This window comes from Mucilaginibacter phenanthrenivorans (assembly GCF_024721155.1).
Classification (GTDB): Bacteria; Bacteroidota; Bacteroidia; order Sphingobacteriales; family Sphingobacteriaceae; genus Mucilaginibacter; species Mucilaginibacter phenanthrenivorans.
On sequence record NZ_JAHVAP010000001.1, the window covers coordinates 637,604 to 652,319 of the forward strand.

Below are 14,716 nucleotides of genomic sequence, written 5' to 3' on the forward strand. Positions count from 1 at the left end.
TCAGCCGAAAAAATGATCCTTATCATGGGCTGAAAAATAGCATCCGGCATTATAATTCATTTTTCACGCCCAATACTTTCAGGATGGCTGATCTGCGGCACATGGTATATAGCAGCAACAGGTTTGTTATTTTCCATAAAATACTTCACGATATCAATCACCTTTTCGTTGATCCGCAAGTATTCAGGTTCGATTTGCCTATGACACGCATCGCCTTTTACAACATTGGGAAAGTGTCCTGTTGGTAGATGCTCATTGTCGTTGTTGGAATGATGTACTATTGTAGCCATTTTCATCGAGGGTGTTAGCATGTTCTGCGTTGCCGTAAATTAACGATATAACGTAATAGTAAAAATGTTGTAATTCTTATTAAGTTGTTGATCTTTAATAATTTATAGAGTGGCGTGGTAATGGATGGCTACAATGCGATTGTTATGGCGTCCGGAACGGACCTGTAGTTCAGATCAACTTTTAAACAGGAGTCAATTTTTTAACAACACAAAAACATGAAGATTACAGTAAAAGACGGTACCGAAATTTATTACAAGGACTGGGGCACAGGACAACCTTTAGTCTTTCATCATGGATGGCCTTTATCCAGCGATGACTGGGATGCACAGATGATGTTTTTCGTAGAAAAGGGATATAGGGTAATTGCCCATGACCGCAGGGGGCACGGCAGATCAAGCCAGGGTTCTATCGGTCATGATATGGATACCTATGCAGCTGATGTGGCTGAACTTACCGAATTTCTTGACTTGAAAGATGCGGTGCACATCGGTCACTCCACTGGCGGCGGCGAAGTTATCCGTTATGCCGCGAAATATGGCAGGGACCGCGTAGCTAAAGCGGTACTGATCAGTGCGGTTACGCCCATAATGGTAAAAAGTGAAAGTAACCCCGAAGGTGTTCCTTTAGCTGTTTTAGATGAAATTCGGGTGAGCACTGCAACTCAAAGGCCGCAGTTTTTCCAGGATTTCACTATCCCATTTTACGGATATAACCGCGAAGGAGCGAAAATATCCCAGGGTACCAGGGACAATTGGTGGCGCCAGGGAATGATGGGCGGAATTAAAGCACATTATGACGGTATCAAGGCTTTTTCAGAAACAGACTTTACGGAAGATCTGAAAAGTGTAGACATTCCGGTATTGGTGCTTCATGGCGAGGATGACCAGGTAGTTCCTTTCCCTATCTCAGGAGCGAAAGCTGTTAAACTGTTAAAGAATGGAAAATTAATCTCTTATCCAGGGTTTCCTCATGGCATGCCGGCTACGGAAGCGGCAACGATAAATGCTGATCTATTGGCTTTTATTCAATCTTGACGGAAAATTGGGTATTGGCTCATTAAATAAGTAAAAGGGTATCCCAACCAGGGATGCCCTTTTTACAATATTATGCTGATTTATAACGTATTATAAAATTAAGCTTAAATTTGACACCCGGCTTCCGTAATTTGCCCTTTCGTAAAGCATATTACTTAAACTTCTTAGATGACCCGGCAAACAGGTAGTTATATATTAAAGCTTAGCTTAACTTTGTTATTGATTTTACAGCGTATAGCTGCATGGTCTCAGGTTGACATGAAACACTCCCTGCCGGAGCTGACCGCTAAATATGCCGGATCAAAACATGATACTACTTCGGTAAAGCTTGCGTTGACTATCAGTAATTTCTACCGGAACAATAAAGGCTGTTCGCCGGCCAATATTGATAGTTCCTTACATTACGGGCTTGTTGCAGAAAGCATGAGCAGGGTGTTGCGTTATAAAAAGGGATTGGACGACGCCGGCGTGGCAATTGCAAGCGGGTTAATTTTGCAAAAGAAATTTGCCGATGTCCAGCATATGGTGGATAATGCATCAGGCTCGTTATATTGCCGGCTCCAGATACTTTTAGGGCGATATTTTCTGGAGAAACCCGGCGAAGAGAAAACCGACCTGGATAAAGCCGACTCCTGTTTCGCGCTAGTGCAGCATTATACAGCAAAGCATCAAATGCCCGGCCTTTCATTAGCAAACAGCGTTTATCACTATAATTTAATGCTGGAAAGGGGACTTGACAGCAACCTGTGCAATAAAGCGTTTGATAAAACGGTAGCGCTTTGCCAAACTTATAAAAACGGGCGTGCGGAAGCGCAAATATGGTTTATAAAATCTGCAAATACACCATCGCAAAAACAGGCGATTATCAATTACAATAAAACATCACTGATTGCCAGGACGGCCGGAGATACGGCTTTGTCCATACGGTGTTTGAAAGAAATTGCTGATCTGCACCTTTGGATGGGAAATCTGGATGCTTCGGAAGTACAGCTTAAAAGTGTACTCAATATGTATTCAGATCTGGGTTATAAAAATATACAATATGTTTACGATCTGTTAGCCGTTGTCTCTACAGCAAAGGGTAATTTCGAAACGGCGATGCGTTACGGGCTCGCGGCCGTGTCCTATTCAGAGAAAAATGGCACAGAGGCTGGTTTGGTCTTCATGCAATTGAGATTGGCTCAGCTTTGCAAAGACCTCGGACAAAGAAAGCAAAGCATTCAATGGTATCAAAAATGCCTGGAAACATCTATCCGTGTAGATAATATTTTCCGTTATTCTGTATTCAGGGAATTGGCGTCGGAGCTGATCATGGAGGGAAAAGCAAGGTTAGTGCTGTGGCAGCTTGATGCGGCTATTCAGAAGTATCCGCCGGATTTCACCGGAGTTTATTTTATACCTATGTTGCGGGGTGACTGTTACGCCGCTTTAGGTAAACCAGCTATTGCCGAGCGGTTTTATTTACAGGTAATTGACGCATTTGAAAAGCGGAAGTCGAAAGATGCCTATTATTACTGGGGTTACAGAAACGTTGCTTCGTTCTATATTCAGCAAAAAGCCTATGATAAAGCAGCTCTTTACCTGGAGCGGGTGCTTGAAGCAAATAAAGGCCTCATACCCGTATCGGATCTGGCAGCAATATATCAGTATAAATTTAAGGCAGACTCTGCCAAGGGCGATTATTTATCGGCAATAAAGTATTTCGAAGCTTCAAAATCCATTACAGATTCGATCTTCAATAAAGCAAAACTGAGGCAAACCGAACAATTGCAACTGCAATTCGAAACCGCTCAGCGAGACCATGAAAACCTGGTGCTCCGCAACAAAAACAATTTACAGCGCAGCGAGCTGGAAAAGGAGGGCCTTAATAGAAAACTGATCACCATGGCGCTGCTGGGGTCTGTGCTTGTTATCGGCCTTATGGTATACCTTTATCGCGCCAAACAGAGAAGTAACAGGATGCTAAAATTTCGGCAGGATGAGATCAATAAGCAAAACATTCAGCTTAACCAGCTATTGAATGAAAAGGAATGGCTGGTGAAAGAGATACACCACCGTGTTAAAAACAATTTGCAGATCATCTCCAGTTTGTTAAACACGCAATCTTCTTATCTGGATAATGAGGAGGCGCTGACAGCCATACGGGACAGCCAGAACCGGATGCAAGCGATATCAATAGTACATCAGAAGCTGTACCAGGCAGATGACCTGGCGACTATAAACATGCAGGTTTATATGGAAGAACTTGTACACAGCATCCAGGATTCTTTTCAAGTTAAACAAAAACTTAAATTTATTTTTGATATCAAAGAAATACGCCTGACCACTGCCGATGCTGTGCCTTTAGGTTTAATATTAAATGAGGCTATCACCAATAGTGTTAAGTATGCATTTGCAGATAGGCAGCAAGGGATTGTTACTATTTCGATGTTTGAAACTATGGAAGGGCAATACCAATTAAGCGTATGCGATAACGGAAAGGGTTTACCTGGTGATTTCGATCCGGCTTCGTGTACCTCACTGGGGATAAATTTGATGATAGGGCTCACAGCGCAACTGGGCGGAAAATTCAAAATCCATTCTCGCGGCGGAACGATGATTAGTGTCACCTTCCATCCATCATCATCATAAAAATAGTAGTCAAATTTCAGAACCAGCTATTGTCACTTAAATAAAAAGACGCCAGATATTATTATGTAAGTTTGGCGCGATTATTTTACGTATTCGTAATGAATACCGAGTTTTTTAATTTTTGAATTAAGTGTGGTAGACGGAATGTTCAACATTTCCGCAGCCCCGCCGGGGCCAAATACTTTCCCTTTACATACTTTTAATATCTCCAGGATATGCTCGCGTTCCATTTCTTCCATGGTCCGGATACGGAAACCTCCCGCTGCCTGTGCCGGCCCTGCCGAAACGACTTTGGGGATGTCAATGCTTTCGATCAAATCATCCTTGGACAACAGTAAGCTCCGCTCGATAAGGTGCTCCAGTTCCCTGATGTTGCCCGGCCAGTCATAATCCATTAAACTTTGCATAGCATGTTCACTAATGCCGGTAACGGTTTTGTTAGATTTTTTTACAAACCGCTTTAAAAAGTAATTAGCTAATACCGGGATATCCTCTTTGCGTTGCCTTAAAGCCGGCAATTCTATCGGGAAAACGTTAAGCCGGTAATAAAGATCGAGCCGGAAACGGCCTTCAGCCACCTCCTTTTCCAGGTTGCGGTTGGTTGCCGCAATAATGCGGATATTAACCTTTTTGGTATGATTACTTCCAAGTTTTTCAATTTCTTTTTCCTGTAACACACGCAGCAATTTAACCTGCGCGTCCAGCGGAAGCTCGCCTATTTCGTCAAGAAATATCGTCCCCCCGTCAGCCTGTTCAAATTTTCCTGTTCGTTTTTCAGTAGCACCGGTAAAAGCGCCCCTTTCATGCCCGAAAAGTTCAGATTCTATCAGATTAACTGGCAGTGCGGCGCAGTTAACAGTAACCAGTGGTTTGTTTTTCCTGGGCGATAGCTTATGGATGGTCTGGGCTATTCTTTCTTTACCGGTACCACTTTCGCCCGTGATCAATACCGAAGTATTATCGGGCGCAACAATAGTTATTTTATTAAATACCGCTTTCAACAGGTGACTTTGACCAATGATACCATTGAAATTTTGATCAGCAACCGCTCGGGCAATCGGCACTGAAGACACTCGTAATGCCGGTGCCGGTTTTACTATGGCATCTTTTTTTAGTAATATACCACCGATCAGATTCATAAGGGCTGCTTCATTTTTTTGCAGCAGATCTAACTGCAGTTTATTATAACTATCTGAACCATCGCTCAAAAAACTAAATTTATAAGCATGTCCATCTGTTAATTTTAGATGGAAGCTTAAAGCCGACTGATATTTATAATGATCACTCAGGCTTTTCAACCATAAGTTATCCAATTTTAACCTGCTGAAATCGAAGTTATTGTAAAACTGATTTTTGGTTTCTGCCGGGGACGATTTCCATGATCTGTAGTCCCGCTGCGAAACGGCCATCAGATCAAGCAATTCGCTATGCGACAATACCTGGAAAATATTCAAAGCGTTCTTTATCAGGTAAGCATGTTCCCCATCTGCCACTGCTTCAGTTTTGATAATACTTAAATAATCAAAAGGAATTATGCTTTGTATTATCGTTGCAGCCTGCTTCAATTTTTCCTCTCTGCTGTCTGCTTTTGCGGCTATTTGCTCAATCTGCTCCTCAAGGCTGACCACTTTTGGGTGGTTAAATTTCTTGCTCTGTTCATGTCGGTATAGGGCTATATCAAGCATGATCAAAAGATCTTTTTCACGGAACGGTTTAACTAAAAAACCGTAAGGCGCCGTCGCCTTTGCCGCTTCTAAAATGGCCTGGTTAGTATTAGCAGATATATAAATAAAAGGGATGCCCATTTCGCCTAACTGGCCCCCCAGGTCGATCCCTGTTTTGGTACCCTGCAAAAAAATATCAAGCAGGATCCAGTCCGGTTTTTTTGTCCTGATCAGTTCAACAGCCTTGGTAACCGATGGAGCAATACCACAAACTTTGTATCCTGCTTTTTGAAGCATGATTCTCAAATCATTTGCTACTATAAACTCATCTTCAACTATTAAAATATTTTCTTCCATTTCTTATTGATCGCTTTCCTGCTACTTCAGGCAAATACATGATCTAAGTTATCAAATTCAGCGGGTTTAAAAATCAAACACACTTAAGCCCGTTTATTTTCCGGTTCAAAATAAAACAGGGAAAAGCAGACAGAGGGATTTGTCAACCGATCTAAAATAAGATGCAGGAGATTTTTTGTCCCCTGCATCTTGATAATTATGCTACCTGTTGGAAGCTAACCAGCTTTAACCATGCCTGGCTGTCAGATTCTTTTAAAACCCGGTAAGCAAACACCATGAAGTGCCGGTTGCCATGTGCCCAAATAGTCGGCTGCAAGAAAGATCACTGTATCAAAGCGCGCTACCGCACTTAACAACAGGGTAACGTACCAGATACTATTTGAATTTTCAATGATGATTATCTTAAATGCGACCTCAGCATCCATGCCATTTTTTCATGGGTTTCCATAAGCCCGGTAATATAATCGCTCGTGCCAAGGTCTTTAAGTTCATTTGCAAAAATATTGATGTTTTCCCTAAGATGTATGATCAGGCTTTCGTGATCGTTCAGCAATTCGGTAATAAACCCCGCGCTATCATTTTTGTTATGCAGTACTTCTGAAAAGTGTGTCAGTTCTAAAAAACTTTTTAACGTAGCAGGCGCATAATGGCCAAGCGACCTGATGCGTTCAGCGACACTATCCATGATCTCATCTAATTGGCCGTATTGGCTTTCAAAGAAAAGATGTTTTGTGTGAAAGTCCGGACCTTCAACATTCCAGTGCGCATTTCTCGTTTTTGTGTAAAGTAAAAACTCATCGGCCAGGATGTGATTTAAGGCATGTGCCACCCCGGCAAGGTTTTCTGATGATATTCCGATCTTTGGTTCCATTGTTATAAATATTAAACGGTTAAAAAAGTGATTAAAAAGAATGGTCGGTTGAGAAAGCGCCCGCATTGGTTTTGGGTAAAAGCAGAAGGCCAATGGGATACACGTAAGGAACGTTTCCTCAGGCGGGTCGTTTTTATAGCTGCTTTTTTCATATATCGCGCTTAGTTTTTTATTGATAAATACGCTTTAATGGCATCGCCTGTCGGTGCGAAAAAGGGTTGGCCTGCTAAAATGGTTATTTTGGTTAATGGCTTGTGCGTAGTTACTTTTTTCTTCACCAGAAACTCTTCTGTTTCATAAGCATCTAATGCTCCCTTTACCACATTCACCGCAACCGCACCTGTTGGCGAGTTGATACCTGCATCTTTCAAATCGCTGGCATGTGAGTAGCTGCTAACGCCCAGGCGTAAAGCCTCGCGCATACCTACCCTGCCTACACTGGTCATTATTTCCGGATTAAATTGGTCGCGATTGCCAAGGCCAATAAGCAAAATCTTCTGTGCCGGCATGGTGCCTTTCGGCGGGATGATCAACAATGTTTCCAGGGCGTGCCCGGCAAATTTTTCGCTTTTCCGTAACATTGTAATCAAGCCATTTAAAGCCTGGTCTACATGTAATAAGCCGTTGGCCGCAGCTGGAAGCGCCTGCGGGCCTGTCATATCCCCTTCAGTATATTCAAAAATACATATGATTTGAAGAGGTGTTGCCTGGTCTGACGGGCTTTGCACCTTAGCCTCAAAAACAATACCATCGGCTTTACCTAAAACGGCCGTAGTACCGACATCAGCTAATCGTGGCGCGGTATTTTGCGCCCATAAATGAGTATTGACAGTAATCAGCAATAAAAAAGCGGAAAAGGTTATCCTGAAATTTTGCTGCCTGGGTTTACCGGTGCTTGTGAATAATTTTATCATGACGTTGCGTTTTAAAGTGTTTCGTTAAAATTTAACGGTGAATCAGGAATTATAGAACCAGCCTGCAGATCGCAGCGATCAGTAACACCCATTTGTCCTTCAAAACCGATAAGAACCAAAACATGATTGCCTGGAGTTAATAAGTCTGACGTTGGTTTCATAAATAAAATTTGGAAACAGTTCGCATAAACAATGCCATTTGGGCAAATATTTGATAATAAGTATTTTATAGTAAAGCAGGCAGTTTATCATTTGTGATATATCGTGAATTCACGAAGGTCAGCAGGTATCATAGAAGGCCTTAATACGTGGTATTGAATTTAAAACTTAAGAACGCTTTTTTTAACTATTGATTCAAAAGACCTTGTTAGGGGGCGTTTTAAGCAATATATTAGTCATATTTGTAACATTATTGTAATTCTATATCCTTGACCCTGGTTGAGTATTAGCATAAATAGGTGATCATATGAGTGGTTCAGCAGAAATACCTTTTTCAGAGATGGCCCGGCAATCGTCAGTACAAGTTTCATTGCCACACCTGCCAGGTAGCAATTTCAATAGCCCTATATTCTTAACTGATCTGTTCAACATCATTTTTAAAAAGCTACAGCCGCTATTTTCTATTGATTGCGGGGTGATATTGATCTATGATGAACAGTTAACGGTTATAAAGGAGGCTTATATAGCTACGTATCAAAGTGACTCAGGGCAAACAAATGCCGAAGTTTTAAACCAGCCTTCCGAACTTACTGCAATACAGAAAGGTATTGCAGAATTTTGTTTCCCCGTTATAAAATCAATGGAAGAATGGATACAGGAGGAAAACGTGAATCACTGTCTGGTAAATGGCGAAACGCATTACACGCACCACTGTTATATACCCCTCGAAGTTAATAACCAGGTGCTGGGTACGCTGGAACTACACAACAACGTTAGGGAATTGGGTGCCGAATGCTTAACATTTTGCTGTGGTATTGCAGATCTGCTAGCCGAAATTATTTTTTTACAGCGTACAACACCTGCAAGCCAAAATTTAAATGGTTCAACAATAATTAATGTTAAAATTCAACAGGATAACAATAGCTGCAAACCTGAAGTTGTTCCGAACCCGGATTTGTTGTTGAAATTGGCTGCGCAGGCCCCGGCCCTCAGCGAGATAACTGAATTAGGTGAATTTATTAGCCAGGCTGCAAAGCTATTCCTTTTTGATTATGAAAAGATCAAAACACAGTTAGACGAGATTGATACCTACAAAAAACAACTGGAAAATGAAAAATTGTATCTCCATGAAGATACCCGTCCAACCGGCCATTATCCTGAAATTATAGGTGAGGGGCAGGGCATGAAAAAAGTTTTTGGGTTGTTGGATCAGGTAGCCGGGTCAGAATCGACTGTTTTAATATTGGGTGAAACAGGTACGGGCAAAGAACTGATTGCCCGTGCTATTCACGAGGGTTCTGCCAGAAAAGATAAGGCAATGGTGAAGGTAAATTGCGCCGCTATTCCCGAAAATCTGATAGAGTCTGAACTTTTTGGCCATGAAAAAGGGGCCTTCACGGGGGCTACAGACAGGCGGATAGGAAAATTTGAACTTGCCGATAACGGTACTTTATTCCTTGACGAAATTGGTGAGTTGCCGTTAATCTTACAGGTGAAATTGCTTAGGGTGCTGCAGGAAAAAGAGATTGAACGGGTTGGTGGCAAGGCCACTATAAAAACGGATGTAAGAATTATCTCGGCAACCAACAAAAACCTGCTTGCCGAAGTTGAAAAGGGGCGTTTTAGAAGAGACCTGTATTACCGGCTTCATGTTTTCCCGGTTTCATTGCCTTCGCTTAGGGAACGGGCAGAAGATATTCCATTGCTGGCAACCCATTTCCTGGCAAAGTATGCCCATAAGGCAGGTAAACAGCTAGCGGGATTTACGCGAGGTGCTATACAACAAATGAGTAATTATAGCTGGCCGGGAAATGTGAGGGAAATGGAGCACCTGATTGAACGGCAGGTTCTCCTCAGCAAAAAAACTGTTATCAGCGTTATCGATCTTCCAACGAAAGAAAAAACCATCACTGACAACGACGGGGTACGGCAAAAGATCAAAACCATTGATGAGAACGAGCGTGATCATATTTTCGCCGTGCTGCAAATCTGTAAAGGGCGCATATCCGGCCCCGAAGGTGCAGCGAAGCTCTTGGGGGTGCCCGCCACAACGCTCAATTCAAAAATAAAACGATTGGGGCTCAGCAAAAAGCATTTTTAGATATCTGACGGCAATGGGCTCCAGTATTCACCAGGTCAGTCGATATAATAACCGGTAGATAATGGCTGCATGTTATATTAGTCTCCATGAATTGCCCCCTGGCTTGCCATTATTTAGCGTCGTTCCCGAACGAGGGATGATAATCTGTGTCTACTAACGCGTGATATTCAGGATGCTCTCTAACGTACCTGGACACAAACGGGCAGTAAAGCATAATTTTATAATGCCGATTTTTTGCGAAATTAAGTGCCGCTACTGCCATTGCTGACGCTATCCCCTTACCCTTGAAAGGGTCGGGCACAGTGGTATGCATAAAGGCGATATCCTTTTTGTAATACCGGTATTCGATATAAGCGAACTCACCGTTCAAACTCACTTCAAAGCGTAATTTTTCTTCATTATTTACAACATTTACATGCTCGCTCATTGCATTTCTTAATTTATTAAGGGATCTGTTATTTCAAAATATTTGAAATTTCGTCTATTTCATTCTTGTTAACCGTATGTCCCATACCGGGATATATTTTTTCAAAAACATTGGCGCCCAAATTTTTTAAAATAGCGGCTGACTCGTGAACGCGTTCAGGTGGAATGTGGCTGTCTGAATCGCTGCAACCCAGGAAAATAGGTGATCCCTGAAAATCTCCTTTATACCTTGTACTATCTAAAATATCCCCGATTAAGCCACCGCTTAAAGCGAAAATCCCTCCAAATTTACCAGCGTTCCGGGCTGCAAACTCCAGCGCTAAACAGGCCCCTTGTGAAAAGCCGAGGATGAAAATATTTTCCCGTTCATAACCTGTCGCGGTAAGATCATTTACCAGGTCATTTAATAAACTGATCGCATTACCTAACATAGGCTCATTCTCTTCCTGCGGGGCAAGAAAGCGTTGAGGGTACCAGGTATGGCGATCTGCATTTGGCGCTACTATGTAATAATCGTTGATAGGCAGTACGCCCTCAAAGCTGTTTACAATATCGGCCGCTTCTGATCCCTTACCGTGTACCATCATGATAGCCTTGATGGTTTTTGGGAACATTTCACCGAAATAAAGTGTTCTGTCATAGCTATTCATCGTGTAAGGATTTTTTATCGCTGATCATTCTCAATAGTGTCAATATCCCTTGCCTGTGCTTTATCCGGGTTTTCGCCGGCATCACGCAGTGCTCTTCTTTGTCTCAGCAAATCCCAGCATTGGTCAAGTTCAAGTTTTATCTGATGCAATTTGTTTACCTCTGCATCCGAAAGGTTTTCTTTGCCCCAAAGCTTTTCTTCGTTTTCGGTTAAGTTTTTAATATGATTCAATATCTGATTGTCTTCCATATCGTTTGCTTTAACGCATAGAAAGCAAAAGATAAGCCAAATAATAATTAACTAAAAATCAAATGATTAATAAATTATGCCAAATAAAAACTGGCGATATATCATCATTTTACTTACATCTATCTATGAATTAATGGTGATTAACCAAAAAAACGAATCACTTTGGTTCTATCATCAGGGATCAAAACATGCCCGTTGTTCAAGCCCTGCCAGCCAAATCATAAAATAACGAAATATCGTTAGCGAGAAAATATTGAAATGGCCTTAAATAGCTCATGGTCACTAACTTATGGAGTAGCTCGAATTTTGCCGTTTATAGGTAAATTAAAACAAAACCCTATGTCAAAAAAAGTAGCGGAACAACTGGTAGATATGCTGGTACAGGCAGGCATTAAACGCATTTACGCGATTACGGGAGATAGTTTAAACGAACTTAATGACGCGGTAAGAAGGAATGACCAGATACAATGGGTTCACGTGAGGCATGAAGAAGCAGGGGCGTATGCAGCTGCAGCTGAAGCTGAATTGAAAGGATTAGCCTGTTGCGCAGGCAGCAGCGGCCCTGGCCATATTCACTTAATAAATGGTTTGTACGACGCGCACCGGGCAAATGTGCCGGTATTGGCTATTGCATCAACCTGCGCAACAACAGAATTTGGCAGCGGCTATTTCCAGGAAACAAATATTACTAAGCTTTTTGATGATTGCAGCCATTACAACCAGATTGCTGCAACTGCGGCACAACTGCCCCGGATGACGCAAGCCGCAATACAGCATGCTGTGCAACGGAAGGGTGTAGCGGTATTGGGCCTGCCGGGAGACGTTAGTGCTATGGCTGCTGTTGAAAATATTTCATCAAACAAAAATTATTTTTCTAAGGCGTTGATAAGACCGTCCGATGAAGATATCGCTGGGATGGCCAGCCTCATAAACCGATATCAAAAGGTAAGCATTTATTGTGGAATAGGGGCTGCGGATGCGCATGATGAAGTTGTGCAACTTGCTGAAATGATCAATGCACCTATCGGTTATTCCTTCCGCGGAAAAATGGGTATACAGTACAATAATCCTTATGAAGTAGGCATGACCGGTTTGCTTGGGCTTCCCTCAGCGTATCATAGTATGCATGAGAGTGATCTCATTATACTGCTGGGAACAGATTTTCCTTACGTACCGTTTATGCCAACTGACAAGAAAATTATCCAGGTGGATCTTCAGCCCGAACGATTAGGGAGAAGGGCAAAATTAGATATTGGTTTGCATGGTGATATAAAAACAACGTTAACGGCACTGTTCCCCCTGCTGAACCGTAAGGATGACGATAGTTTTTTGAAGGCGCAGTTACATATTTATGGCAAGGTAAAAGAACACCTGAATATTTACGTGGAAGATAAAGGCGCCGAAAATGCGATACACCCTGAAGCTGTTGCAGCCTGCCTGGATAAACTGGCGACAGAGGATGCCATTTTTACAGTAGATACCGGCATGTGCTGTGTTTGGGGAGCCCGCTACATACAGGCCACCGGCAAGCGGCACATGCTTGGTTCATTTACTCATGGATCAATGGCTAATGCCATGCCACATGCTATAGGAGCAGCATTGTCATGCCCGGATCGCCAGGTGGTGGCCATGTGCGGCGATGGCGGCATCTCTATGTTGTTAGGTGATTTGGCAACAATTAAACAGTACAAATTGCCAATTAAGATTATCGTGTTTAACAACCGGTCATTGGGTATGGTAAAACTAGAGATGGAAGTTGCGGGATTGCCTGATTCGGAAACAGACATGGAAAACCCTGATTTCTCGGTGATCGCCGGTGCGATGGGTATTAAGGGAATAACGATAAACCACCCCAATGACCTTGAGACGTCATTGAGACAGGCATTTGAACACGATGGCCCTGTTTTGGTAAACGTATTTACTGATCCCAATGCGTTAGCTATGCCGCCAAAGGTAGAATTGAAAATGGTTAAAGGCATGGCTTTGTCTATGACCAGGCTTATGCTGGGCGGAAAATTCCAGGAAGTTCTGGACACAGTAAAGTCAGGGTATAAGCATATGGGTGAATTGCTCGATTAAATATGGAAACTCGCTAAAGCGGAGTGGTTTAGGATAAACATCATTTGATGAAAGTGCGGTACGATATATCGTGGTTAAGGTGTCAAATCTTAAAATTTGGCAAAAGGAAACCTAAAGTAAATTCACGAAATATCGTAACCTGTTTTTGTCTCAATGTAAGTAAATAACTAATTTACAGGTTGTTATTAATGGTATTTTTTTTGATAAATAAAGCATATGACGTCTTTAAATTTATTCAGTCCTATTCAAATCCGGGGCATGGCCTTAAAAAACAGGATAGTTGTATCGCCAATGCAGCAATTCAGTGCCGTTAACGGGAAAGTAGGGCATTGGCACATGGTGCATTTAGGTAGCAGGGCAGTTGGTGGCGCTGGCCTGATCATTACCGAAAGCCTGGCAGTAAACAAAGAGGGCCGGAGTACCCATTACGATGCCGGGCTTTGGAATGACGGGCAAATTGCCGGATGGAGAACGATCAATAAATTTATTCATGAACAAGGTGCGAAGACGGCCGCGCAAATAGCACATTTTGGCAGCAAGGCGAGCAGGTCGCATCCCAATGACGGGCTCCAGTATTTAACGCCTGAAAATGGTGGCTGGCAAACCAAAAGCTCCTCAGCCGTAGCACCTTTTAATAACATGAGCCTGCCTCGTGAACTTTCCATACGTGACATCAACAAAATAAAAAAGGACTTTTTAACGGCGGCGCTCCGGGCCGTTTCTGCAGGTTTTGATGCTATAGAGTTGCATGCCGGTCACGGTTATCTTTTTCACCAGTTTTACTCCAATATCATCAATCATCGAAAGGATCAGTATGGAGGAAGCTTTGAAAACCGCATACGGTTGTTGATAGAAACCGCCAGGGGGATCAGAGACCTTATTCCTCAAACCATGCCGCTAATGATACGGATATCGGCGGTGGATTACATCGAAGAGGAAAATGCCTGGAAAATTGAGGATAGTATTGTATTGGCAGGCATACTCAAGCAAATAGGCGTTGATTTGATCACCGCTTCAGCCGGAGGTTTTGTATTCCTTGATAAATCAAGGGTATTTCCATCTTACCAGGTACCCTTTGCAGAAAAGATCAAAACCGAAACAGGTATCCTAACCGGTGCTGTTGGCGCGATCACGGAAGCTCAACAAGCTAATGACATCATTGCATCCGGTAAAGCTGACCTCGCAATAATAGCCCGTGAATTTTTGCGGGATCCTTATTTTCCTTTGCATGCCGCAAAAACACTTGGCGAGGCTGCGCCGATCCCATTTCAATACAAAAGGGCTTTTTAAC

General features: G+C 42.5%; 13 protein-coding genes. 5 read left to right on the forward strand and 8 right to left on the reverse strand.

The genetic code is table 11. The annotated features are described in order from the left end of the window. Positions 1–56: 56 nt before the first annotated feature. Positions 57–290 (reverse strand): DJ-1/PfpI family protein, encoded by a 234-nt coding sequence (locus tag KXD93_RS30545; RefSeq protein ID WP_308726278.1) that lies wholly within the window; start codon positions 288–290, stop codon positions 57–59. Between the two features lie 216 nt (positions 291–506). Here KXD93_RS30545 and KXD93_RS02680 point away from each other — a divergent pair, with 216 nt between their 5' ends. Together KXD93_RS02680 and KXD93_RS02685 are read left to right on the forward strand one after the other, a co-directional pair. After that, positions 507–1,325 (forward strand): alpha/beta fold hydrolase, encoded by an 819-nt coding sequence (locus KXD93_RS02680; protein WP_258135315.1) that lies wholly within the window; start codon positions 507–509, stop codon positions 1,323–1,325. Positions 1,326–1,493: 168 nt separating this feature from the next. After that, positions 1,494–3,956: a sensor histidine kinase gene (locus tag KXD93_RS02685; protein WP_258135316.1), complete on the forward strand. Its 2,463-nt coding sequence runs from the start codon at positions 1,494–1,496 to the stop codon at positions 3,954–3,956. 80 nt (positions 3,957–4,036) lie between these two features. Here the strand turns inward: KXD93_RS02685 and KXD93_RS02690 are convergent, their stop codons facing one another. The 4 genes from KXD93_RS02690 to KXD93_RS02705 all read right to left on the reverse strand — a co-directional run bounded on the left by KXD93_RS02690 (position 4,037) and on the right by KXD93_RS02705 (position 7,923). Next, complete coding sequence (locus tag KXD93_RS02690; RefSeq protein ID WP_258135317.1) at positions 4,037–5,977, reverse strand: sigma 54-interacting response regulator; 1,941 nt, start codon at positions 5,975–5,977, stop codon at positions 4,037–4,039. A 397-nt stretch (positions 5,978–6,374) separates the two neighbouring features. Continuing rightward, positions 6,375–6,848 (reverse strand): Dps family protein, encoded by a 474-nt coding sequence (locus KXD93_RS02695; protein WP_258135318.1) that lies wholly within the window; start codon positions 6,846–6,848, stop codon positions 6,375–6,377. Between the two features lie 161 nt (positions 6,849–7,009). Next, entirely contained in the window at positions 7,010–7,762 is a 753-nt protein-coding gene (locus KXD93_RS02700; protein ID WP_258135319.1) for a M17 family peptidase N-terminal domain-containing protein, read from the reverse strand. Positions 7,763–7,773: 11 nt separating this feature from the next. Beyond that, on the reverse strand, positions 7,774–7,923 hold the full coding sequence (locus KXD93_RS02705) for a hypothetical protein (protein ID WP_258135320.1): 150 nt from the start codon (positions 7,921–7,923) through the stop codon (positions 7,774–7,776). 305 nt (positions 7,924–8,228) lie between these two features. Between KXD93_RS02705 and KXD93_RS02710 the strand changes: the two genes are divergently transcribed. Further along, a complete protein-coding gene (locus KXD93_RS02710) occupies positions 8,229–10,022 on the forward strand; it encodes a sigma-54-dependent Fis family transcriptional regulator (protein WP_258135321.1) in 1,794 nt (597 codons plus the stop codon). Between the two features lie 109 nt (positions 10,023–10,131). On the opposite strand, the gene KXD93_RS02715 is transcribed toward KXD93_RS02710, so the two are convergent. From KXD93_RS02715 to KXD93_RS02725, 3 genes are read right to left on the reverse strand one after another with little or no spacing between them, the layout of a single operon-like run. Then, a complete protein-coding gene (locus tag KXD93_RS02715; protein WP_258135322.1) occupies positions 10,132–10,449 on the reverse strand; it encodes a GNAT family N-acetyltransferase in 318 nt (105 codons plus the stop codon). Positions 10,450–10,477: 28 nt separating this feature from the next. Continuing rightward, a complete protein-coding gene (locus KXD93_RS02720; protein WP_258135324.1) occupies positions 10,478–11,098 on the reverse strand; it encodes an alpha/beta hydrolase in 621 nt (206 codons plus the stop codon). 14 nt (positions 11,099–11,112) lie between these two features. After that, the gene (locus KXD93_RS02725) at positions 11,113–11,346 is read right to left on the reverse strand and encodes a DUF2630 family protein (RefSeq protein WP_258135325.1); all 234 of its coding nucleotides are present in this window, start codon (positions 11,344–11,346) and stop codon (positions 11,113–11,115) included. A gap of 339 nt (positions 11,347–11,685) precedes the next feature. Here KXD93_RS02725 and KXD93_RS02730 point away from each other — a divergent pair, with 339 nt between their 5' ends. Both KXD93_RS02730 and KXD93_RS02735 read left to right on the forward strand, forming a co-directional pair. After that, on the forward strand, positions 11,686–13,425 hold the full coding sequence (locus KXD93_RS02730) for a thiamine pyrophosphate-dependent enzyme (RefSeq protein ID WP_258135326.1): 1,740 nt from the start codon (positions 11,686–11,688) through the stop codon (positions 13,423–13,425). A 216-nt stretch (positions 13,426–13,641) separates the two neighbouring features. After that, on the forward strand, positions 13,642–14,715 hold the full coding sequence (locus KXD93_RS02735; protein WP_258135327.1) for an NADH:flavin oxidoreductase/NADH oxidase: 1,074 nt from the start codon (positions 13,642–13,644) through the stop codon (positions 14,713–14,715). Position 14,716 lies beyond the last annotated feature (1 nt).

What these genes read in the sequence shown, in the direction of transcription:
- KXD93_RS30545 (WP_308726278.1), bottom strand. Translation starts at nt 290, where the DNA reads ATGGCTACAATAGTACATCATTCCAACAACGACAATGAGCATCTACCA.
- KXD93_RS02705 (WP_258135320.1), bottom strand. Translation starts at nt 7,923, where the DNA reads ATGAAACCAACGTCAGACTTATTAACTCCAGGCAATCATGTTTTGGTT.
- KXD93_RS02685 (WP_258135316.1), top strand. Translation starts at nt 1,494, where the DNA reads ATGACCCGGCAAACAGGTAGTTATATATTAAAGCTTAGCTTAACTTTG.
- KXD93_RS02710 (WP_258135321.1), top strand. Translation starts at nt 8,229, where the DNA reads ATGAGTGGTTCAGCAGAAATACCTTTTTCAGAGATGGCCCGGCAATCG.
- KXD93_RS02715 (WP_258135322.1), bottom strand. Translation starts at nt 10,449, where the DNA reads ATGAGCGAGCATGTAAATGTTGTAAATAATGAAGAAAAATTACGCTTT.
- KXD93_RS02695 (WP_258135318.1), bottom strand. Translation starts at nt 6,848, where the DNA reads ATGGAACCAAAGATCGGAATATCATCAGAAAACCTTGCCGGGGTGGCA.
- KXD93_RS02735 (WP_258135327.1), top strand. Translation starts at nt 13,642, where the DNA reads ATGACGTCTTTAAATTTATTCAGTCCTATTCAAATCCGGGGCATGGCC.
- KXD93_RS02680 (WP_258135315.1), top strand. Translation starts at nt 507, where the DNA reads ATGAAGATTACAGTAAAAGACGGTACCGAAATTTATTACAAGGACTGG.
- KXD93_RS02720 (WP_258135324.1), bottom strand. Translation starts at nt 11,098, where the DNA reads ATGAATAGCTATGACAGAACACTTTATTTCGGTGAAATGTTCCCAAAA.
- KXD93_RS02730 (WP_258135326.1), top strand. Translation starts at nt 11,686, where the DNA reads ATGTCAAAAAAAGTAGCGGAACAACTGGTAGATATGCTGGTACAGGCA.
- KXD93_RS02700 (WP_258135319.1), bottom strand. Translation starts at nt 7,762, where the DNA reads ATGATAAAATTATTCACAAGCACCGGTAAACCCAGGCAGCAAAATTTC.
- KXD93_RS02690 (WP_258135317.1), bottom strand. Translation starts at nt 5,977, where the DNA reads ATGGAAGAAAATATTTTAATAGTTGAAGATGAGTTTATAGTAGCAAAT.
- KXD93_RS02725 (WP_258135325.1), bottom strand. Translation starts at nt 11,346, where the DNA reads ATGGAAGACAATCAGATATTGAATCATATTAAAAACTTAACCGAAAAC.